Raw genomic sequence first — 21434 nt, 5'->3', positions numbered from 1 at the left:
ATACGTCGCCGGCAAAACAACGGTTCCGCCAGTGGTAATCTTTGCGTTTTCTTAACGCCCGCAACAACCGGATTGCTTCAAGTTTAACACAGACTGCGCTTTACCACCTGAATCATGCTGGGATGTCGCCCATACAAAAAGCCATCGTTTTTCACGATGACTTCGTTTGACCTTGATCTAAGCTTCAGTTTTCGGGTCGACTACAGTGACGTTGGCCGCTTGCGGACCGCGTGCGCCTTCGACAATCACGAATTTGACTTCCTGTCCTGGAGTCAAGCTTTGCCGACCACCACCTTGGATCGCTGAAAAATGCACGAACACATCAGGTTGTTCTGGAATTTCAATGAAGCCAAAGCCTTTGTCTTCATTGTAGTTTTTTACGCGTCCTAACATATTACGCCTCGAATTGAAAATCTGCAGCAGCAGTTTCTGGGAAGTTAGCCGCCACGATCTGGGCACAACGCGCACAAAAATGTGGGTAACGCGCATCACTGCCAACATCAGTGGTGGTCATCCGGCAGCGATCACAAACGTCGCCTTGGGCATGGACCACGACTAATTTCACGCCGTCGACATCTTGGGCATCAGCGGGTGCATCAGCGGCGTCGGCCACAGTGAAGTCAGAAACGATCAACAATTGCGCCAAATTAGCATCCAAGCCACTGAGCAGTTGCTTGAGTTGATCATCGGCGTAAACCGTGACATGGGCTTCTAAGGATTTGCCGATCACTTTGGCATCACGCGCCACTTCTAGCGCCTTTTGCACTTGGTCGCGGAAGGCCATAAAGGCTGGCCATTCAGCTAACAAGTCATCTTGGTTGGTAAAACCACTTGCTTCTGGGAAATCAGCCAAAGCCGCAAAGTCGCGTTTTTGCTTCAACAATGGCCAGATCTCTTCAGCGGTAAAGGAAAGAATTGGAGTGAGTAATTCCACCACATCGACCAAGGCTTTGTCCATCACCGTTTGCATGCGCCGCCGCGCCAAGGACTTTTCGCCTTCGATATAAACCACATCTTTGGCAAAATCCAAGTAAAAGGCGGACATATCAACTGTCAAGAACTGAGTAATGGTTTTGACGACTGTGGCAAAGTCATACGCAGCATATGCTTCGCGCACAGTTTTGATGACTTGGCTCAACCGCACCAACATATACTGATCCACAGAACCTAATTCGGCATAAGAAACCGCATCTACCGCTTCATCGTAATCGCTGGTGTTGGCCAACATGAACCGCAGGGTGTTGCGGATCTTACGATAAGTTTCAGAAGTATGCGCAAAGTTATCCATCGAGACTTTCATATCTGAGGATGAATCAACTGAAGCGACCCACAAGCGAATGATCTCAGCGCCGAATTGTTTTTCAACCGTGTCAGGCACGATGGTGTTGCCTAATGACTTGGACATCTTGCGGCCTTCACCATCCAAGGTAAAGCCTTGTGACAAGATCTCTTTGTAAGGGGCCACGCCGTTGTTGGCCACGCTGGTGATCAAACTGGAGTTGAACCACCCACGGTATTGATCAGACCCTTCCAAGTACAGATCAGTTGGGTAAGTCAATTCTGGGCGTAACTTGGCCACGCCAGCCCAGCTGGAACCTGAGTCAAACCACACATCCATGATGTCGGTTTCTTTCGTGAACTTACCATGAGGCGAATGTTCATTGGTATAACCTTCAGGCAACAAGTCTTTGGCTTCGCGTTGTGACCAAACGATCGAGCCATATTCGCCAAACAAGTCAGCGACATGATCGATGGTTTCTTTTTCAATGATCGGGGTCCCGTCTTCCGCGTAGAAAATCGGCAATGGCACACCCCATGCCCGCTGACGCGAGATCACCCAATCCCCGCGGTCGCGGATCATGTTGTGCAGGCGCGTTTTGCCCCATGATGGGTTGAACTTGACTTGGTCGATCGCATCCAAAATGTCTTGGCGGAAGGATTCAACAGACGCAAACCATTGCGTCGTTGCCCGATAGATGACAGGCTTTTTGGTGCGCCAGTCATGTGGATAACTATGGGTGAAGAAGTCCAGCTTCAATAACGCGCCTTTTTCAGTTAAGGCTTTGGTGACCATGCGGTTGGCATCATCATAAAAGACCCCTTCAAAACCAGGTGCATCTTTGGTCATGAAGCCTTTTTCATCAACGACAGAATAAACAGGTAAGTTGTATTTCACGCCGACTTTGTAGTCATCTTCACCATGTCCAGGGGCGGTATGGACCAAACCAGTACCAGCATCCAAGGTAACGTGATCAGCTTCCATCAACAAGCTGGTGCGATCATACAACGGGTGTTGCGCCGTCATGCGATCAAGCGCAGTGCCAGGGAAAGTCTTCAACACGTCATAGTCGCGCCAACCTAAGGCTTCAGCGACTTTTGGCAACATTTCAGACGCCACGACATACTTGTTGCCAGCCACTGCGACTTGGGCATATTCAAACCGGGGGTTCACTGCGATCCCTAAGTTGGCTGGAATGGTCCAAGGCGTGGTGGTCCAAATAATGAACGACGTATCGGCATCCAACAAGTCTTTGCCATCAACGACTTTAAAGGCCACATAAATCGATGGCGACTTCACGTCATGGTATTCCACTTCAGCTTCGGCCAAGGTGGATTCAGAACTCCATGACCAATAAACGGGCTTTAAGCCATGGTAAATGTAGCCTTTTTCAGCCATTTTGCCGAATACGCGGATTTCTTCAGCTTCAAATTCTGGCTGTAAGGTGATGTAAGGATGGTCCCAATCGCCTAACACGCCTAAGCGCTTGAAGTCGGTACGTTGCTTGTCGATTTCTTTCATCGCAAACTGACGGCACATTTCGCGGTATTCTGCCATGGAGATCTCTTTGCGGTGCACGCCTTTTTTGGCGAGTTGCTGTTCGATCGGCAAACCATGTGTATCCCAACCAGGCACATAAGGGGCGCGAAATCCTGACATCGACTTGGAACGCACGATGATGTCTTTGGTCACTTTATTCAACGCGTGACCCATGTGGATGTTCCCATTGGCAAATGGGGGGCCATCATGTAACACAAACGTCGGCTTGCCTTCGTTTAACTTTTGGCGCGCTTCATAAACATGGTTTTCGTACCAAGCAGCTTGCAACTTGGGTTCCTTAGCTGGGAGCCCAGCGCGCATTTTAAATGGCGTCTTGCCCAGATTTAAGGTCTCTTTGACTTTCATATGAGTTCTCCTTTTTTGTATGGTCACGCGGATGTCAGTCCGTCAGTTACGTGGGTAACAAAACCCCAGGAACAAAAAAAGACCTCGCCGCAATATAGGACGAGATCTTCGTGGTACCACCTAACTTCAAAGGCACATAGCCTTCCTTAAGCCTGCTAACGGGAGTACCCGGCGCAAGTTACATCTCACCTGCGCAACTGACGGACTGATATCACCACCGCTGCCGCCTCGAGCTTTCACCAGATCTCGAGTCGCTATGCCGGTCTACGGTTTAGACGCGTGTCCATACGTTATTCTTCAGTGTCTGTCGATTGTGCGTCAGAGTCGTCATCATCTTCTTGTGGGAAAATGATCTCGGTATAACCGGGTTGATCTGAACCATCTTCAACAGGTTCTGTTGCTTCTGAGTTTACGGGTTCACCTGCCGGCTTGTCAAGGTTAGATTCACGATTTGCTGGATCTAACACGACTGCCGCCGAATCAGAAGACGATAACAGCTCTTTCCATTCAGGGGATTTCACCACTTCAAGCTGCGATTCCAACATCACTTGCAACCGTTGGCGGAAGACGCGGGTCTGGCGCTTTAAGTCTTCAGTTTCAACAGTGATCTTCTTGGCTTTTTCACTGGCATCGCCAACAATGCGGTTGGCTTTATCCGTGGAGCTGGTCAACAAGTCTTGCGCGTTCTTTTCGGCTTGTTGTTGGATCAAGTCGGCTTCTTGTTCAGCGTTAGTCTTCACTTTATCCGCCGCTTCTTGGGCGACGATGATGCTTTGATTCAAAGCATCTTTCAAGTCAGTGAAGTACTTCACCTTTTCTTGTGCGTCGCCAAGTTGCTTTTGCAGATCTTCATTGTCTTTCAACAAAGCCGAATAGTCTTTAATGATCTGGCTTAAAAAGTCATTGACCTGATCTTGATCATACCCGCGCATGCGGACGTTGAATTCTTTATTATGAATATCCAGTGGGCTTAATGCCATGTCACTGCCTCCTAATCACTATTTATGGATCACATCCGCGGTCACCCGCAGCTTCTCTTTTTTGGTGGTACCTAAAATGGCTTGGATCCGCAAACGGCCAAAACCGCGCACCGATAAAATGTCGTGCAAGTCAACTTCCACATCCGGTCTGGTGATCACCGCAAAGTTCAATCGCACCAAGGCATGCTCGACTAAACTTTTCGCCCGGGTGCGCGAAATATTGAACACATGCGCGACCACGGCATCAATGCGCAAAGACGGGATGGTGAGTTGCGCAGTTTCCCAATCATTTGTCGGCGTGACCAATGCGTCTAAGGTAATGGGTTCAAAGCGCACCCCGATGCGACCGATCTTGTCGATATTGGTTTGCACCCAACTACTCATCGACTTGGCAACGATCACTTGCCACTGGGTCCCATTTGACACAATATCACCAAACAAGTTACGTTCGATGCCAGCGTTAGCCAAGGTGCCGAGAATATGCGAATGATCAAGTTCAGCGAATTTCTTTGGGTAGTTGATCTCTAGTGCCGCCAATTCATAATCAGCCGGCGTTGGTTCAAAATAGTCCGGCGCGATCAACGCGCGTCGGCGTTCCGCAGTCGCAAACCCGCCAAAGCAAAACAGCTTCACGCCGTCAGCTTGATTGACCAAGGTTTCAGTGATGTACACTTGCCGCGGATCCAAGAAATTCGTCAACACTGGCCGATATTCACCTGCAGCAGTTTCGATATCAGCTTCCACTTGGGCGATGAATGGCGCTTCATCCTTGCGAAAATGCTGTAAGACGTTATCCATTTGTTCACCTATAAATCAAATTGATAAAAATGATGTCCAAAGCTTTTTCCACGAGGTAGATCACCGCAAATGCTGGGATCGGCGACAGATCCAACCCTAAGATCGGCGGAATAAAGCGCTGAAACCAGCCGAGATAAGGCTGATAAATGCGCGTCAACAGCCGACCAAAGCGGCTATCGTAGGCATCTGGGAACCAAGACATCACAATATACACGGCCATGCCTAAGCTATAAGCGGAGATCACCATCGCAATCAGCCGCCAAAGCCAATAGAGTCCTGTTGCTAACAATCGCAGTCCTCCTATTCTGTCATTTGCAAGTCGAAATCAGTGCCTAAATTCTCTGCCAAGGTCCCATCGATTTGGAAGTTGGCTGGGGTGACCAAAAAGATCTGCTCGCCGACGCGCCGGATCTCGCCATTAATGGCAAACACCGTGCCGGTCAAAAAATCAACGATCCGCGTGGCAGCATCATTTTCGATGCGATCAAAGTTCACCACCACCGCTTTGTTATTCAACAAGTTGGTGCCGATCTCTTTGGCATCCGAGTAAATACGCGGTTCATAAACGACGATTTTTGCCGTTTGTTCATTTGGATTACTCATTGACACGACCTTATTGCCGCGAAACTGCGGCTTGGACGACACCGATTGTGATGCCGCTTGCGATTGATCAACAGCAGTTGGCGCCACAGTTTCTGGCTCGTCTTCATCTGCATCCATGGCAAAAAATGAATTAAATTTCTTCCCGATGTTTTCAAATGCCATCAGCATGCCCTCCTTTGACAAAAAATCTGTGGAAGTGAAACTATTGTTGGCATCACGTCACGTTTACTGGCGACGACGCTTGAAAAATGGCGGTTGATCATCCCCACCGTCGTCTTGCGTTTGCGTCGGTTGTGATTCGAAAATATCAAATTCCGTCTTTTTCACATGATCAAAATCTTGCGTTGGTGCCGGTTGCTCATGGTGTTTCGGCTCGCGACGCAGATCCCAATTGCCAAATGGATCGGCGCTTTCAGCGTTATCCGTTTTGGCTGCAGCCGGTTTGCTGGCAGCTTCGGCTTTGCGCGCATCGCGACTTTGTGGCTTGGCGTTTTCACCGTCGATACCAGTGGCGACGACTGTCACCACAACGGAATCGCCGAGATCTTCATTGATCGATGTCCCAAAGATGATGTTGACATCGTTACTTGCCGCTTGCGCCACGATTTCAGACGCATCTTGGGCTTCAAACAAGGACAAGTCTGGACCGCCAGTAATGTTGAGCAAGACTTGCTTGGCACCAGCGATGGACACTTCCAATAATGGTGAGGAGATTGCCTTTTTGGTCGCTTCAATGGTGCGGTTTTCACCGTTGGCCGTCCCAATACCCATTAACGCCGAGCCTTGGTTGGCCATAACCGTTTTGACATCCGCGAAGTCCAAGTTGACAAATCCAGGGCTAGTGATCAGATCAGAGATCCCTTGAACGCCTTGCCGCAACACGTTATCAGCAGCATGAAAGGCTTCCATCATTGGGGTCTTTTTGTCGACGATTTCAAGCAAGCGGTTGTTGGCAATAATGACCAAGGTATCCACATGCTCTTTTAAGTTGGCGATGCCTTCTGCGGCATTTTTGGCGCGGCGCGGACCTTCGAACGTAAATGGTCGGGTGACGACCCCAACAGTCAACGCCCCCATGTCTTTGGCGATCTTAGCAACGACTGGCGCAGCGCCAGTCCCAGTGCCACCGCCCATACCACAAGTCACAAAGATCATATCGGCGCCTTTAAGCGCTTCTTGGATCTGTTCTTCAGATTCTTCAGCGGCTTTTTGGCCGATTTCAGGCGTGGCGCCGGCACCTAAGCCGCGCGTCAATTTGTTGCCTAATTGGATCTTGGTTTCAGCGTTTGAATTCGACAGCGCTTGAACATCAGTATTTGCGGCGATAAATTCCACGCCTTTGACGTCTTCGGCGATCATGCGGTTGACCGCATTACCACCTGCGCCACCCACGCCGATCACTTTGATTGCGGCGCCTGTATCATTTTGTGCATCCAGTGAGAATTCCATTGTCGTTCCTCCTAGGGAAATTATTCGAAGAAATTACCGAAGAAGCGCCGCAACGCGTTCGGCTTCTTTTCGGTGGTGTCAGGCTCGTCAGTTGCGGGTTTGGCTGCCGGTTTGGGCATAGCAGTCGGTTTTGGCTCTGAAGCATTGCCAACTGCTTGACTATTTGGCAAAACGCTCGCCACCAATTGATCGATGTCCGTTAAATGTGCCGCATATTGGATCAATCCCAGCGCTTGGGTGAATGCGGGATGCCGCAAGCCCATTTCGTTAGGGATAAAAACGCGCACTTGATGATTGAAAATATCTCGGGCCAGTTCAGTGATCCCAGGAATGGCGGTGGTGCCACCAGTGATGACGATCCCACCAGGCAGATCTAACGCATTGGCTTGTTGCAGTGCCGCGTTGATCCGCTTAAAGATCTGGCCTAAGCGCGCTTCAATGATCTCTGACAAGTATTTTTCGGAGATCATCACCGGCTCAGTTTTACCCACGACAGTCACTGGGAACGTGTTGTCTTCATGCGTCGCCAATGAATCGGCATTGCCATAATCGCGCTTGAGTTTTTCTGCATCTTTAAAGCCGGAGTTAAGCACCACAGAAATATCTTTGGTGACGAATTCGCCGCCTTCAGGATCTTCAAAGGTGAACTTCAGCTTGTGATCATGGATCACAGCGGCAGTACTTTGACCGCCACCAACATCGATCAACACGGTCCCAAAGTCTTGCTCGCCATCGCTTAAAGCCACTTGCGCAGTGGCTAATGGATTGATCACCACGGTGCGAATGGAAAGGCCGGCTTTGCTCAACGCTTTTTTGGTATTATGTAATACCGTTTTGGGAACGGTGAACAAGATCCCGCGCATTTCCAAGCGCACGCCGATCATGCCGCGGGGATCTTTGATATCATCAAAGCCATCCACGATAAATTCCGTCGGTGTCAGTGACAAGCTTTCGCGCTCTGGTGGCAAATTGCGCACCAATGCGGCGGCAGCGACGGCTTTGACATCCTCATCGGTGATCTCTTTGGACGCGTCACCAACTGCGATCATACCGCTGACTGACTCGATTTGAAGCATGTTGGCCGGGACGCCGACCACCACTGAATCGATTTTAATGCTTGCTTTTTCTTCTGCTTGACTTACGGCTTGGCGAATCGCCATCACAGCCTTATCAATATCGACGATCACACCACGACTCAAGCCGGCTGAACGTTGACTGCCGACCCCGATGATATTCATTTGACCTTGAATATATTCGGCCACAATGACTTTGATCGAGGTGGTGCCGATATCAAGTCCAACGTATATGTCTTGATTTCCCACGACGGCAAACCTCCTGGACTGGAATTTCTCTCATTGAAAACGTAATACTATTTTGATTTTACCACACAACCTCCCGCCAACTCATCAAAACACTATAAAGATTAGGGATTTTGCGGGTTTTATTTGGCGTATGGAGTGAAAAAGGCGCCGACTTCCAGATCCACAGTGCCTTTGGTTTTCACATCAGCCAATAACTGCGGGTAATATTTGATTTTTTTGGCGACAGTGCGCGAATCCGCCACCACCAAATTGCCATTGCTCATGCTTAAGGTGATTTGATACGGATTGGCCGCACCGCGAGTGGCTTTGACTTCAGAAACCGCTTTGCGCACCGCTTGAGGAAAGCTGGCCACAGTTTTGGCCACGTGAAACGCATCTTTGCTAGAAAATCCGGTAAAAATCGGATAAGTGCTTTTCGGCGTTTGCGTGGCGTCTTTGACCACCACACCTGACGCTAACAACACATGGTATTCGCCATTTTTTTGGACATAGCCTAATGGCGCATATTCATGAACATGCAAGGTCACTTGGTTAAACGCTTTGACTGAAACGCTTAACGTTTGCACTTGCGGCAACGCCTGCTTTACCCGTGTGGTCACTTGGCCTTTATGCCACAACAAGTCTAAAATCATTTGACTGCTACCAAGTTTTGACGCGTCGATCACCGATTGGGCTGGCAACGTTGACTCGCCGCGTACGCTGATCTCCCCAACGCGAGCCAGCGGCGTTAAGAAATAAATCGCCACGACCAATAACACTGTCAGTGGCGTGAAGATCACCGCCAGATTGCGCCGCCTGCGACTTGTGCGCGTTTGGCTGAGATGCGGCAAAGGCAAAGGCCGCGATGCCGCTTTTTTAGCGCGCTTTTGTTTGGCCTGATAAGCTTCCCAAGGCGTCAGCGGGTCATCAGTTTTTGATTTTCGCCAAAACGGCATCGTGTCACCACCTTTCTAATGGGCGTTGATCGCCGCTTGCATCAAGGCGATCAAACGGTCTGCAGCATCTGGGACGCCTAAGCTTTTGGCTGCGCGCGTCATTTCCACTAAGCGCGCATCATCTTGCATCAATTCCGCCACTTGTTGGCCGAAATGCTCATCTAGTTGTGTTTCTGGTACCACCAACGCCGCGCCAGCTTTTTTTAAGCTTTGGGCATTGATGAACTGGTGATTGCCAGTGACATTAGGGCTGGGGATCAGCACCGATGGGATGCCCAAAGCCGTGAGTTCGGCGATGGAAGTCGCCCCACTGCGCCCGATCACCAAAGCGATATCTGGCAAGATCGCCGGCATATCGTCAACATAAGGCACCACTTTGACGTTATCTGGCAAATCGCTGAGCTGTTGGTGGATATGGTCAAAATGCCGCCGCCCAGTGACGAACAAGGTTTGAAAATTACTTTGGCCAAATAACGGGATCGCATCGATCGCCGCTTGGTTGATCATCGGGGCGCCACGTGAGCCACCAAAGATCAATAAAGTCCGGCGTTTGGGATCTAACCCAAAATCCGCCAAGCGGTCATTAGGCAACAAATTGGCCACTTGTTGCGCTCGCGGATTGCCGACGCGCTGAACTTTTTTGGCTGGAAAGCTGGCTTCGACTTCCGGAAATACAGTCCCGATCTTATCCACAAAGTGACTGAGGAATTTGTTGGTGACACCAGCGACGGAATTTTGTTCATGGATCACCGTAGGAATGTGCAAGCGGGCGGCTTCAAATAAAATCGCTGCCGACACATATCCGCCAGTGCCCACCACCACATCTGGCTTGAAGGTTTGTAAAATATGTTTGGCTTTGCTTAACCCGCCGACAAAGCGGGAAACCGTTTTGAGGTTCTCCAAGCTCAAACTGCGCTTGAAGCCTTGCAGTTCAATGGTGTCAAATGGGATACCGGCTTTTGGCACGATGCGACTTTCCAACCCGCGCTTGGTGCCGATATATAACACGTCATCTAACAGATCGCGTTTTTTTAATTGTTCCAGTAACGCCAACGCCGGGTAGATGTGCCCACCAGTGCCGCCACCTGAGACGATCACGCGCATGACTATTCCTCGCTTTCAGCTAAAGCATTGACCGCGTCGATAAAGACATCACCACGAATTTCGAAATTCGGGAATTGATCCCAAGACGCCGCCGCTGGTGACAACAACACCACATCGCCTGGCTTAGACGCCGCATAAGCTAACGGCACGGCGGTTTTAACATTTTCCGTTTGTTGGTAAGGAATGCCAGCCTTTTTGGCCACTGCATTCATCAATGGTGCCGTTTGCCCAAAGGTGATCATGGCATGGACATGGGCTTTGACTAGCGGGATCAGATCGTCCATCGACAAATGCCGATCCAAGCCGCCTGCCAATAACACGATCGGTTGGGTGAAGGCGTTAAGCGCCACACTAGCTGCTTCGACGTTAGTGGCTTTGGAGTCGTTGTAGAATTTGCGGTCATTGATCGTGGTCACATATTGAATGCGGTGCTTGACGCCAGTAAAGCGAGACAACACGGCGACGATCGACGCATTGTCGACACCAGATAACTTCGCCGCGGCAATGGCGGCTAAAGCATTCTCAATATTATGGGTGCCAGGGATCTGCATGGCGTCGGCTTTCATGATCTTTTCGCCATCAAAACATAACCAGCCGTCGATCAACGCACTGCGCGCACCGGCAGCATTTTTGCGGGAAAATGGGACGATCTGGGCTTGAGATTGCTTGGCCAATTCGTGCATTTCTGGCAGATCCCAATTCATGATGAAATAATCATCAGCCGTTTGATTCATGGTGATGCGCATTTTAGCGGCAACATAATGTTCACGGTCGCCATGCCAGTCCAAATGGGCTTCATAAATGTTGGTCAAAACAGCAATGTGGGGATGCAAGGTTTGAATGCCACAAAGTTGAAAACTCGACAATTCAGCGACGACAGTGTCATCTTTACCCGCTTTTTGGACAACAGCTGAAGCGGGAATGCCGATGTTGCCGGCATCATAGGCTTTATGCCCAGCTTCATTGAGCATTAAACCGATCAACGTGGTGGTCGTGGTTTTACCGTTGGAGCCGGTGGTGGCGATCCAATGGGATTCAGAGACTTGATAAGCCAATTCTGGTTCGGTAATGATCGGGATACCTAAACTTTGGGCTTTTTGGACCATAGGGTTGGAATACGGGATCCCTGGATTTTTCACCATGTATTCAAAATTCTCATCCAGCAATTCCACTGGGTGATACCCGGTGATCACTTTGATGCCGTCTGCCAATAACGCTTGGGCTTGTTTGTTGTCATCGAATTTCTTTTTATCGTTGACAGTCACTAAAGCGCCGAGTTTGTTCAACAACCGTGCGGCGTTGACGCCACTCATGCCTAACCCTAAAACTAACACTTTTTTATTTTGGTACGTTTTGATCTCCAACATGGCCCTAGACTTCTTTCTAAAGGAAAATTAATAGATAAATTGCACTGGCAACCAGACCTACTGTCCAAAACGTGAGGTCAACGCGCCATTCCGACCAGCCTAACATTTCAAAATGATGGTGGATCGGACTCATTTTGAACACGCGGTGGCCGGTGGTTTTAAACGCCGCCACTTGGATCATCACGCTGGCGGTTTCACATACAAACACCAACCCGATCAACAGTAGCGACCACTCGCGATCCAACAAAATGCTGACAGTAGCCAACATCCCGCCTAATGCCAACGACCCGACATCGCCCATAAAGATCTGCGCCGGCTTGTGGTTGAACAGCAAAAAGCCGATCATCGCGCCGATGGTGGCCAAGCAGATCACCAACACATCCACGCGGCCATCATGGGCGGCAATAATGGCATAAGTGCCAAAGGCGATCGTCGAAAGCCCAGCCACTAAGCCGTCTAAGCCGTCAGATAAATTCACCGCATTGGAAAAACCGACTAACCAAATAATCGCGAAGATCACAAAGAACCATAAAGCATTGACTTGGCCGATGAATGGCACAGTGATCGCATGCGAGAAACCGTCATGCAAATACGCCATCACCACGACGATCGCGCCGATGATCTGGCCCAGCATTTTTTGCCAAGCTTTCAAACCTTGATTTTGATGATGAAACAACTTCACAAAATCATCGATAAACCCAAGTACCCCATACAGGAGCAAAATAAACAATGCGACATATACAGACATGTCTAAGCTGTGTTGCCAAATGGCCGAGCCGATCGCAGCAATGACGATGGCGATGATGAACACCACGCCACCCATGGTCGGGGTGCCGGATTTTTTGGCATGCCATGTCGGGCCTTCTTCGCGGATCATTTGGCCTTCTTTTTTGAAACGCATGTAGCCGATAAATAACGGCAACACTATCACGGTGATGGCAAAAGCTGCCACCATCGGGATCAACATTTGTGCTAACTGCATGATATGCCCCTTTATAGTTTACTGTTGCGCAAATTGGATCGTGACTTTCGCCGATCCTAATAATGACCCGGCTTTCAAGCTTTGCGCAGTGGCGTAACCAGATCCCACCAACTTGAAAGTTTTCCCAGTCAACTGGGCTAATTTTAACACATCAGATTTCGACCAACCAGACACGTTAGGCATCGTCATCGCCCCATTGGTCAAAACTACCACATGAGCGCCTTTCAAAGCATTGCCACCAGCAGTCGGTAACTGCTGGACCACCTTGGTGCCAGTGCCCACGACTGCAGGCGAAAAACCGGCATTGCTCAGCTTTTGTTGCGCCGTAGCCAAGGCGTTATTGGTGACGCTTGGCACACTGGCAGTTTCATCGACAGTCGTGGTGGGATTGGTGCTGCCATCTAAGGCCAATGCGCGCGTCATCATTGGCTTGAAGATCTCAGCCATGATCGATTCGGCCGGTTCTGTCATTTTTTGAGGCTGTTTCATGGCAATGTATAACACATATTTCGGGTTAGATGCTGGGGCCATGCCCATCACCGAGAAAATGTAATTTGAATCGCCGGTTAAATACCCACCGTTGGGACCGGCGATTTGCGCCGTCCCAGTTTTGACAGCTAAGTCCACGCCACTCATTTTATACGCCGCGCCGGTACCATATGAATCATTGACGACTTCGCGCATGGCCGCGACCACTTGATCAGCAGTGGTCTTGGAGATCGGCTTGCTCAACACATGGCGACTGTAAGCTGTGGTTTGGCCTTTTTTGTTGGTGATCTTCGAAACGATGCGCGGTTGCACCATGTCACCGCGATTGGCAACCGCCGTGGCCGCTTGCATCAGTTGCATGGCATTGACGTCAATGGACTGGCCGAAGCTGGCCATCGCCGAATCCAAGTAACTGCCAAAATCAAACGTGCCGCTGGTTTCGCCAGGCAAAGCGATGCCGGTTTGTTGGCCAAAACCAAATTTGCGCAAATATTCTGAAAATACGGTGGCGCCCATGGTTTGCTCGATTTTGACCATGCCGACGTTAGAAGAGCGTGGAAACGCCTGACTTAACGGAATGGTCCCCCACCCTGAAGTATCCCAGTCTTTGATGGTGGTATCCGCGACTTTCACGGATCCGGATTTGTAGTAAGTATTAGGGTGATAATTGCCGCTTTGGATCGCCGCGGCCAACGTGAAGATCTTCATCACCGATCCTGGTTCATAATTGTCCTCAACCAAAATGTCGCGCCACATATTGGCTAAGCCTTCACCTGTCGACGGATCAAATGTCGGCCGCTGAGACGCTGCTAAGACTTCACCGGTTTTGGGATTCATCAACACCGCCAGCAAAGATTTGGGTTGGTATTTGGTGGCGACGCCAGTCATCAACGTTTCTAAGTAGCTTTGCAAACTTGCATCGATCGTCGTGTAAACTGAACCACCATCAACTGCGGCTTTGGTTTTGACTTTGGATTCTGGTAACTGATAGCCATAAGCATCCGTTTGCGAGGTGCGATAGCCGTTGGTGCCTTTTAAAATTGAATTAAACTGTTTTTCTAAGCCTAAAACGCCGACTAATTGATCCGTGGTTTTGGCATTAGTTTGCGGTTGCGCCAAGCCGATCACGTGACTGGCAAAGATCCCATTGGGGTAAAGCCGTGAAGGGGAATCAGTGAAGTTGATCCCAGGCAGCTTGGCTTTTTGGATCGCCTGTTTCGTCGCCAAGCTCAACCCCGTGCCCGCTGCGCCAAATTCCACTTGAAACTGGGCTTTGGCTGGATTCAAGATGGCTAAGATCTTGGCTTTGGAAAGTGGCAAGTACTTGGCCAGTTCTGTGGCAGTTTTCTCTTTGTTTTGCACATAAAGCTTTTTTTTGCCATTGACATAATTGTGATCCAAGATCGCATAGATCGTGTACGTGTTGGAGTCTTCGGCGATCACCCCACCGTCACGGTCATAGATCGCGCCGCGTTTGGCTTTCAGCACCGTTGAGCGAGCCACGACTTTTTTGCGGTAAGCCGATAAGTTGGCTGAGTCCACTTTGCCACCAGCGGCAATATACACAAAACGACAGGCGAACGCGACCAGCAGGAACACCGCAAGCGCCATCAATAAGATGCCGAACTTGCGTCGATTCTTGGTTGGGTGGATCGCGTTCGTCTGTCGTTTAGAGGATTTTTTTGCCATTACTTGTTCACACGCTTAATATTTGCTTCGATCACCGTCAGGCCATGAGCCTTGGCATACGCACTGAGTCGACTGGAATTGGACAGTTCACCAACAGATTGCTTTAAGTCAGCGACTGATTGATTTTGGGTGGCGATTTGGGCTTGGACATCTTGATATGTACGGTTATTGGTATCCAGTTGCGTTTGCGCATTTAAGAACAATAGGCAAGTCGCACAAGCTGCCAAGCCACAAATTGCGGATAACACCCGTTCAAACGGGGAAAAACGCCTTGAAGGCCGCGGTGCAGCCTGCACATCTGGGGCTTTTTGCGGCGGCGTTTGCGGTTGGATGATCGGATCGACCACCTCTGGTCGTAATTGTCTGGCAGTACTTTCTTGCATAAGGCTACACCTCCTTCACTAATTTTTCTAAGACTCGCAATTTAGCGCTATGGGCGCGGTGATTATGTTCAAGCTCAGCAGCACCTGGCAAGATCGGCTTGCGCGATACCAAACGAAAATCCGGTTGCATGCTATCTGGGATCACTGGCAAGTCATGAGGCACATCTTTGATCGTGGTCAATTCTTTGAACATCGCTTTGACTAAGCGATCCTCTAACGATTGAAAGGTGATGACACTGATGCGACCGCCAGGATTCAACAAGCTCACGGCTTGTTCCAAACTGGCTTCTAAGGCCCCAAGTTCATCATTGACGGCGATACGCACCGCTTGAAATACGCGTTTGGCTGGATGGCCCCCAGTGCGGCGGGCTTTAGCTGGAATGCCTTGTTTGATCAACTCCACCAATTCAAAGGTGGTTTCAATGGTGTGATCAGCGCGGGCTTTTTCGATTTGGCGAGCGATCGATTTGGCAAATTTCTCTTCGCCATAACGATTAAAGATCCGCACCAGATCATTAAACGACCAATCGTTGATCACGATCTTGGCAGTCAAGGTTTGGCTTTGATCCATGCGCATATCCAACGGCGCATCAAAGCGATAAGAAAAGCCGCGCTGAGAATCATCAAACTGTGGCGACGACACGCCTAAGTCATATAACACCCCGTCAACGCCAGTCACACCACGCTCAGTTAAAGCTGCTTGTAAATTGCGGAAATTGGTGTGGATCAAATGCAAGTTCTCCGGCATCGGATCCAGCGCTTTGGTGACGGCATCAATGGCTTGTTGGTCTTGATCAAAGGCATACAAAGCCCCACCAGTCATTTGGCTTAAGATCTCTTTGGTGTGCCCAGCGCGCCCTAAAGTCGCATCAACGTAAATGCCATTTGGTTGAACGTTCAAGTTGGCGGCGGCTTCTTTTAGCAGTACGGTTTCGTGTTTAAATTCAGTCATAGTTTATAACCCAAAGTCGATCAAGTTTTCAGACAGCTCATCAAAATCATCTTCGGCTTCGTCGGCATAGGCTTGCCAACGCTCTGCCGCCCAGATCTCAATACGATTGGACACGCCGATCAACACACATTCTTTGTTTAATGCCGCGTGTTGGATCAAATTGTTTGGCAGATTGATACGCCCTTGTTTATCAAGTTCGCATTCAGCCGCGCCTGACAACAGCATCCGTGAAAACGTCCGCGCGCTTTTTTTCGTCAATGGCAAAGCGGCAAGTTTTTCTTGCAGTTTTTGCCACTCGGCTTGCGGGTAGCCGAACAAGCAACCATCCATGCCCCGGGTCAACACAAATGCCGGATTGAGCGCTTCGCGAAATTTCGCTGGCACGATCAATCGGCCTTTGGTATCGATACTGTGATGAAACTCACCCATGAGCATGGAATCACCTCCCAACGTTGAGTTAAGTCTACCACATTCCCCCATGTTCCACCACAATCATCCCCACATTCACCTATCCTGTGTGTGATTCTTAACAATTGTAACAAAAAAACCCTCGCAACGCTGTGGTTGCAAGGGTTCAGCTCAGGTATCAAAAGTGGGGATCTGGCCCTAATTTCGAAAGAAAATCGCGGCGACCCACCAACATGTGGTAGCCAATAGCTCGACACGGGCCAGTAGATGGGCATATCGGCGCAATAAGACATCATGCTCATTAATGATCAGCAACACCACCACTAACATCGCAGCGATGATCGCGACAAAAAAACAGACCCACAAATAAGTCCCAGCATGTTGTTGCGTCAGTTGCCAAATCGCCAAAAAGTTGACGAGGATCATCACCCAAAACAAAAGATTATGACGATAGTTGAACTTGCCAATGATCACCAACAACAAGATCCAACCCAAAATTGGCAATCCGATCGCTAAAATCTCCCCCATGCTGGCACCTCCTTTTATTATTTATCATACCTAATATTGCCAAACAAAAAAAGCATCACAAAATGATTTGCCGCCAACTTAAGAAACAGGTACACTATAAACCATATCAACCGATCAAAGGAGGTGTCATGATGAAGAAGTCGCGGACAAAATTTTGGTGGATCACCCACATCGCCGCTTGGGCCATGCTCATCGTCACTATCCTTGGGGCCGTACTTGGCGCAGTTTCTGCGTTTGGGTAAACACCAAGACCTTAAAATCCCGTTTGGCTTGCGTGATCTCACACGCAAGCCAAACGGGATTTTTGTCTTACTGATGTCATTGCCACAAAACTTGCGACTGGCGCAAGGCCACAAAGTCCAGCAATTGATGCAAGACGGACACGCAAGCATTTTTCCACAAAAAAAGCCGCGAATCACTCGCGGCTTTCCACATCTTCTTTAATTGGCGGCTAATCGTCCTGTTGCTTTCGGTAAAAACAAGTGCTTGGCCATCGTGACCAACGCGGACACCACCACCAACGTCAATAACCCAGTGGCCAATGCAGAACCACCATTAACGACTAGCGAGTAGATCCAAGCGGACATGCCTTTAGGCGCGTAACTGCCCCAAAAGATCACCCCGGCATAAAAGTGGCACAAGTACTTGGCAAAAACGCCTAATACAATTGCCACCCAAGCCCAACCTAAGGCTTTGCCTTGGGCGTTGTTTTTTAGCGCTTGCTGGAATGGTTTGTAAAACAACCCACCTAAGCCAGCTACCGTAAAGGCAATAGGATATTCGATGAAGCCTTGCGTCACATTCAACACACTGCCTTCGCCGATCCCGATAAGTAACATATCCAACAAGCCCCAAGTCAACCCTGCAGCCAATGCTGGTCCAACGCCGCGGCGCAGGGCCAAGACACTGATTGGGATCAACCCGTAACTCATTTCCACACCAGAGATCCCGGTTTTATGCGGGATATACTCCAGCGCCATGGCAAAAGCGGCAATGATCGCCACTTCTAACACAATTTGTAAATGCTTGTTAGTCGTTTGCATCACAATTCCTCCTTTGGGTGTGTCCGTCCACAAAGAAGGTCGCATTTTACGACGTTCACAATCCCTACGCTCGTATTAACGAACAGGTTCGAAGGGTCTGGGTTTCCCCACTCTCAGCCAATGGCTCCCCTTTGTGAAGGACAATTTCTCGACTACAAGCGGTATCATAACATGTTTGATTTATTTATCCAAGTTTTAAGCTTTATCGAAAAACTTGGCCAAAACTTACAAGATCGGCGCCAACAGCCGCGCCCATTCCGAGGTCAACCGCGAATGCCGCGAGCGCTTGGTGACCGCCGCCATCGGATAAGGGGTGGCTTTGATCAAGTCCACTTGATATTGCGCTGTGACTTGCTTGGCCAAACTCGGCGCATACAACACTGCCGCTTGTTCAAAGTTCAATTTGAAGCTGCGAATGTCCATATTCGCCGTACCAGTGGCTAGGATCCGCCCATCAATGATCACCGCTTTGGTGTGCAAAAAACCGCCTTCGTAATAGAAGACTTTACCACCGCCAGCGACCACACGATCCAAATAAAACCGACTGGCCGCCGCCATCAACGGTTGATTGGTATGCCGCGGCACCATCACTTGGACATCGATACCGGCATTGGCGGCGATGATCAACGCATCTAACAAACTGTCATCTGGCACAAAATACGGCGATTGCACCAAAATGCTGGTTTTGGCTTGGGCAAACATGCGCAAATACCCCAGCTTCAACGTCTCAATGGCTTGTTCAGGCCCGCTGGATACCACTTGCATGGTAATGTCGCCATGGTCATCAGGTTGGGGAAAATAACTGGCTTGAAAATGCACTTTTTTGATTTTAGCAGTGGTGTTCCAATCCATGAAAAATCGTGCCTGCATCACCGCCACTGCTTGGCCTTGGATGCGCAAAGCCAAGTCTCGGGTGATCGGAAAATGTTTGTGACTGCGACCAAGATCAAAGCCGCCTAAATACCCAATACGCCCATCGATCACTAACACTTTGCGATGATTGCGAAAGTTGATCCGCGGATTAGCCCGAGCTAATTTCGTCGCAAAAAACGCCTCGACTTGCCCGCCAGCTTGGATCACTGGCCGCCAAAAACGGTGATTCAACCGATGCGACCCAAACGCATCATACATCACCCGCACTTTGACCCCGCTGCGTGCTTTTTGCGCCAAAATGTCGCGCACTTGCAAGCCGATATCATCAGGCGCTAAAGCATAGACTTCTAAATGAATGTGATCTTTTGCCGCTTGTAGATCGGCAAAAACTGCTTTTAAGTAATCGGTTTGGGTGAATACCAACTGCACCTCATTCATGGTGGTCACCAAAGCATTATCGCTTTTCAACAAGCTACGGACCAATTCCGGCACCCCAGCGAGTTCTTGTTGGCCGATCAGATCTTGCCCCACAGCGATGGCTTCTTGTTGCGCTGCGACCATTTCATCGATGCCCAAGCGCTGTTGGGTCGCCAATGCTTCCAGTTTTTGACTGGATAATTTGCGCCCAAAGATCCAGTATAAGGCCAAACCTACTACTGGCAGCAACAACAGCACCAATAACCATGCCCAAGTCGCCGCAATATCGCGCGGTTGATAAAACACGGTGATCATGGCTAATGCTGCATTGATCACGATCACCACAATGACCGTCCCAACCACCCACATAAAAGTCCCTCCTTTTTGATGGCCCTAGCGCCAAGTGACGCCTTCATGGCACGCAAAAAAGCGCACCAGCTGGTTACGCTTTTAAGTGTAGCATATTTAATTGGCATCAGTCCCAAACCACTTGCGTTTGAGTTTGGCCATGGTCCCGTTTTGCTCTAAGATCTTGAAACCGCGGTTGATCTTACTTTGTAGTTCGGTATCGGATTTGCGCATCCCCACCGCAAAGGCTTCTGAATCAAACCCTTTAGACATTAAGATCTTGTAGCTGCCAGGATCTGATTGATGGGCGACATAATAGCGCGCGTAGACTTCATCCATGAAGATGCCTTGGATCCGCCCAGCATTCAGATCCAAAAAGGCATTGGTAAAGGTGTCATACAAGACTGGATCTTGGCCTTTGATGTATTGCTTCAAGAGTTTTGGTTCTGCATCCAATGCCGCAGCACCACTCGATCCGGTTTGCACGCCTAAGCTTTTGCCTTTCATGTCGGCGTAAGAATTAACATGGTCTTTGGTTTTGGTGACTAACAGTTGGTGGTTGACCAAGTAATCTTTAGAAAAGGCAACTTTTTTGGCCCGCTCTGGGGTAGCGGAGTAGCCGTTCCAAATCAAATCGATGGTTTGATTTTTCAGTTCGGTTTCTTTCATCGACCATTCAATAGATTGAAAATCACATTTCACGCCATAAAGTTTGAACACCGCTTTGGCCAAGTCGATATCAAAACCTTCAAGCTTGCCGCTTTTTTCACGAAAGCCCATTGGCACAAATGAATCATCCAAGCCGATGACAACTTTTTTATCTTGCTTGATGCGTGGCCAAGAATTATTCACCGTGCGCCGAGCACAGCCACTTGCGCCGACAGCCAACACGGCCACGGCTGCCACTAATAGTAATTTAACGAAGCGTTTCATCACCGCTCACCGCCTAGCTTGTTGACAGTGAAGGTGGTGTCAGCGACTTCTTGGGCAAATTCCATGTCATGGGTGACCACCACTTGCGTCATCCCTTGGGCTTTAAAAGCGTTGATCAAGTTGGCAACACTGTGGCGCAAGTTAGGATCCAACGCACTGGTGGGTTCATCATATAACAAGATCTCAGGCTTTAAGGCTAACGCCCGGGCAATGGCGATCCGTTGCTTTTGCCCACCAGACAAGGAGAACGGATAAGCATCAGCTTGGTCTGGCAAGTCCAATTGTTCCAACAGATCACGGGCGCGCTTTTCCGCATCAGCAGCGGAAACACCTTGCAAGGTTGGTGCCAAGGTAATGTTTTTTAACACGGTGAGATTGGGGAATAATTCAAACCCTTGAAACACCACGCCGATGACGCCATCTTTGCGCAATTGTTGCGGCGTCGTGCTTTTGCCTTGCCATGTGAATTCACCAGCATCAGCAGCGGTCAAGCCGGCAATGATCCGCAACAGCGTGGTTTTACCAGCGCCTGAAGGGCCAACGACCGCTAAAGTTTTGTGATCTTCGATAGTCAAATCGATATTGGACAAGACAGCTTGACGGCCAAAAGATTTGGCAATATTTTTAAGTTCTAACATAAGTGGCCT

General features: G+C 49.4%; 21 protein-coding genes, 2 pseudogenes and 1 riboswitch. Of the genes and pseudogenes, 1 reads left to right on the top strand and 22 read right to left on the bottom strand.

Annotation, left to right across the window (positions count from 1 at the left end; all coding sequences use genetic code 11):
* Positions 1-177: 177 nt before the first annotated feature.
* The 18 genes and pseudogenes from ACKTSG_RS02850 to ACKTSG_RS02765 form a co-directional block, all read right to left on the bottom strand.
* Positions 178-393: a cold-shock protein gene (locus tag ACKTSG_RS02850; RefSeq protein WP_407891756.1), complete on the bottom strand. Its 216-nt coding sequence runs from the start codon at positions 391-393 to the stop codon at positions 178-180.
* A 1-nt stretch (position 394) separates the two neighbouring features.
* Positions 395-3184 carry an isoleucine--tRNA ligase gene (ileS, locus tag ACKTSG_RS02845; RefSeq protein ID WP_407891754.1) on the bottom strand — a complete coding sequence of 930 codons (2790 nt, stop codon included), beginning with the start codon at positions 3182-3184 and terminating at the stop codon, positions 395-397.
* A 290-nt stretch (positions 3185-3474) separates the two neighbouring features.
* Positions 3475-4164, bottom strand: coding sequence for a DivIVA domain-containing protein (locus ACKTSG_RS02840; protein WP_407891752.1), 690 nt, complete (start codon positions 4162-4164; stop codon positions 3475-3477).
* Between the two features lie 18 nt (positions 4165-4182).
* Entirely contained in the window at positions 4183-4962 is a 780-nt protein-coding gene (locus ACKTSG_RS02835) for a YlmH family RNA-binding protein (RefSeq protein ID WP_407891750.1), read from the bottom strand.
* A 4-nt stretch (positions 4963-4966) separates the two neighbouring features.
* Positions 4967-5251: a YggT family protein gene (locus tag ACKTSG_RS02830; protein ID WP_407891748.1), complete on the bottom strand. Its 285-nt coding sequence runs from the start codon at positions 5249-5251 to the stop codon at positions 4967-4969.
* Positions 5252-5262: 11 nt separating this feature from the next.
* Positions 5263-5727: a cell division protein SepF gene (locus ACKTSG_RS02825; protein WP_407891746.1), complete on the bottom strand. Its 465-nt coding sequence runs from the start codon at positions 5725-5727 to the stop codon at positions 5263-5265.
* Between the two features lie 63 nt (positions 5728-5790).
* A pseudogene (locus ACKTSG_RS02820) lies at positions 5791-5982 on the bottom strand (cell division protein FtsZ); the annotation flags it as partial.
* A gap of 81 nt (positions 5983-6063) precedes the next feature.
* A pseudogene (gene ftsZ / locus ACKTSG_RS02815) lies at positions 6064-7014 on the bottom strand (cell division protein FtsZ); the annotation flags it as partial.
* Between the two features lie 20 nt (positions 7015-7034).
* On the bottom strand, positions 7035-8336 hold the full coding sequence (gene ftsA / locus ACKTSG_RS02810; RefSeq protein ID WP_407891744.1) for a cell division protein FtsA: 1302 nt from the start codon (positions 8334-8336) through the stop codon (positions 7035-7037).
* A gap of 119 nt (positions 8337-8455) precedes the next feature.
* Positions 8456-9271, bottom strand: coding sequence for a cell division protein FtsQ/DivIB (locus ACKTSG_RS02805; RefSeq protein WP_407891742.1), 816 nt, complete (start codon positions 9269-9271; stop codon positions 8456-8458).
* Between the two features lie 15 nt (positions 9272-9286).
* Positions 9287-10375 carry an undecaprenyldiphospho-muramoylpentapeptide beta-N-acetylglucosaminyltransferase gene (murG, locus tag ACKTSG_RS02800; RefSeq protein WP_407891740.1) on the bottom strand — a complete coding sequence of 363 codons (1089 nt, stop codon included), beginning with the start codon at positions 10373-10375 and terminating at the stop codon, positions 9287-9289.
* Positions 10376-10377: 2 nt separating this feature from the next.
* On the bottom strand, positions 10378-11742 hold the full coding sequence (murD, locus tag ACKTSG_RS02795) for a UDP-N-acetylmuramoyl-L-alanine--D-glutamate ligase (RefSeq protein WP_407891738.1): 1365 nt from the start codon (positions 11740-11742) through the stop codon (positions 10378-10380).
* Positions 11743-11758: 16 nt separating this feature from the next.
* Complete coding sequence (gene mraY, locus ACKTSG_RS02790) at positions 11759-12724, bottom strand: phospho-N-acetylmuramoyl-pentapeptide-transferase (RefSeq protein WP_407891736.1); 966 nt, start codon at positions 12722-12724, stop codon at positions 11759-11761.
* An 18-nt stretch (positions 12725-12742) separates the two neighbouring features.
* Positions 12743-14902 (bottom strand): penicillin-binding protein, encoded by a 2160-nt coding sequence (locus ACKTSG_RS02785; protein ID WP_407891734.1) that lies wholly within the window; start codon positions 14900-14902, stop codon positions 12743-12745.
* A complete protein-coding gene (ftsL, locus tag ACKTSG_RS02780; protein ID WP_407891732.1) occupies positions 14902-15285 on the bottom strand; it encodes a cell division protein FtsL in 384 nt (127 codons plus the stop codon). Before ftsL ends, ACKTSG_RS02785 begins: the two co-directional genes overlap by 1 nt.
* 4 nt (positions 15286-15289) lie before the next feature.
* Complete coding sequence (gene rsmH, locus ACKTSG_RS02775) at positions 15290-16237, bottom strand: 16S rRNA (cytosine(1402)-N(4))-methyltransferase RsmH (protein WP_407891730.1); 948 nt, start codon at positions 16235-16237, stop codon at positions 15290-15292.
* Between the two features lie 3 nt (positions 16238-16240).
* Positions 16241-16672 (bottom strand): division/cell wall cluster transcriptional repressor MraZ, encoded by a 432-nt coding sequence (gene mraZ, locus ACKTSG_RS02770; RefSeq protein ID WP_407891728.1) that lies wholly within the window; start codon positions 16670-16672, stop codon positions 16241-16243.
* Positions 16673-16843: 171 nt separating this feature from the next.
* Positions 16844-17173, bottom strand: a complete 330-nt coding sequence (locus tag ACKTSG_RS02765) for a hypothetical protein (RefSeq protein WP_407891726.1) — start codon at positions 17171-17173, stop codon at positions 16844-16846.
* Positions 17174-17301: 128 nt separating this feature from the next.
* Here ACKTSG_RS02765 and ACKTSG_RS02760 point away from each other — a divergent pair, with 128 nt between their 5' ends.
* Positions 17302-17415, top strand: a complete 114-nt coding sequence (locus ACKTSG_RS02760; protein WP_407891724.1) for a DUF4044 domain-containing protein — start codon at positions 17302-17304, stop codon at positions 17413-17415.
* A gap of 198 nt (positions 17416-17613) precedes the next feature.
* On the opposite strand, the gene thiT is transcribed toward ACKTSG_RS02760, so the two are convergent.
* The 4 genes from thiT to ACKTSG_RS02740 all read right to left on the bottom strand — a co-directional run bounded on the left by thiT (position 17614) and on the right by ACKTSG_RS02740 (position 21425).
* Complete coding sequence (thiT, locus tag ACKTSG_RS02755) at positions 17614-18216, bottom strand: energy-coupled thiamine transporter ThiT (RefSeq protein WP_407891722.1); 603 nt, start codon at positions 18214-18216, stop codon at positions 17614-17616.
* A 44-nt stretch (positions 18217-18260) separates the two neighbouring features.
* Positions 18261-18357, bottom strand: a riboswitch (TPP riboswitch).
* Between the two features lie 84 nt (positions 18358-18441).
* Complete coding sequence (cls, locus tag ACKTSG_RS02750) at positions 18442-19875, bottom strand: cardiolipin synthase (RefSeq protein WP_407891720.1); 1434 nt, start codon at positions 19873-19875, stop codon at positions 18442-18444.
* A gap of 96 nt (positions 19876-19971) precedes the next feature.
* The gene (locus tag ACKTSG_RS02745) at positions 19972-20787 is read right to left on the bottom strand and encodes an amino acid ABC transporter substrate-binding protein (protein WP_407891718.1); all 816 of its coding nucleotides are present in this window, start codon (positions 20785-20787) and stop codon (positions 19972-19974) included.
* Complete coding sequence (locus ACKTSG_RS02740) at positions 20787-21425, bottom strand: amino acid ABC transporter ATP-binding protein (RefSeq protein WP_407891716.1); 639 nt, start codon at positions 21423-21425, stop codon at positions 20787-20789. The genes ACKTSG_RS02745 and ACKTSG_RS02740 overlap by 1 nt, the downstream gene beginning before the upstream one ends.
* Positions 21426-21434: the final 9 nt, after the last annotated feature.

The sequence above is a fragment of the Lacticaseibacillus salsurae genome (assembly GCF_045862175.1).
GTDB lineage: Bacteria > Bacillota > Bacilli > Lactobacillales > Lactobacillaceae > Lacticaseibacillus > Lacticaseibacillus salsurae.
This window is presented reverse-complemented; position numbering and strand designations above follow the sequence as displayed.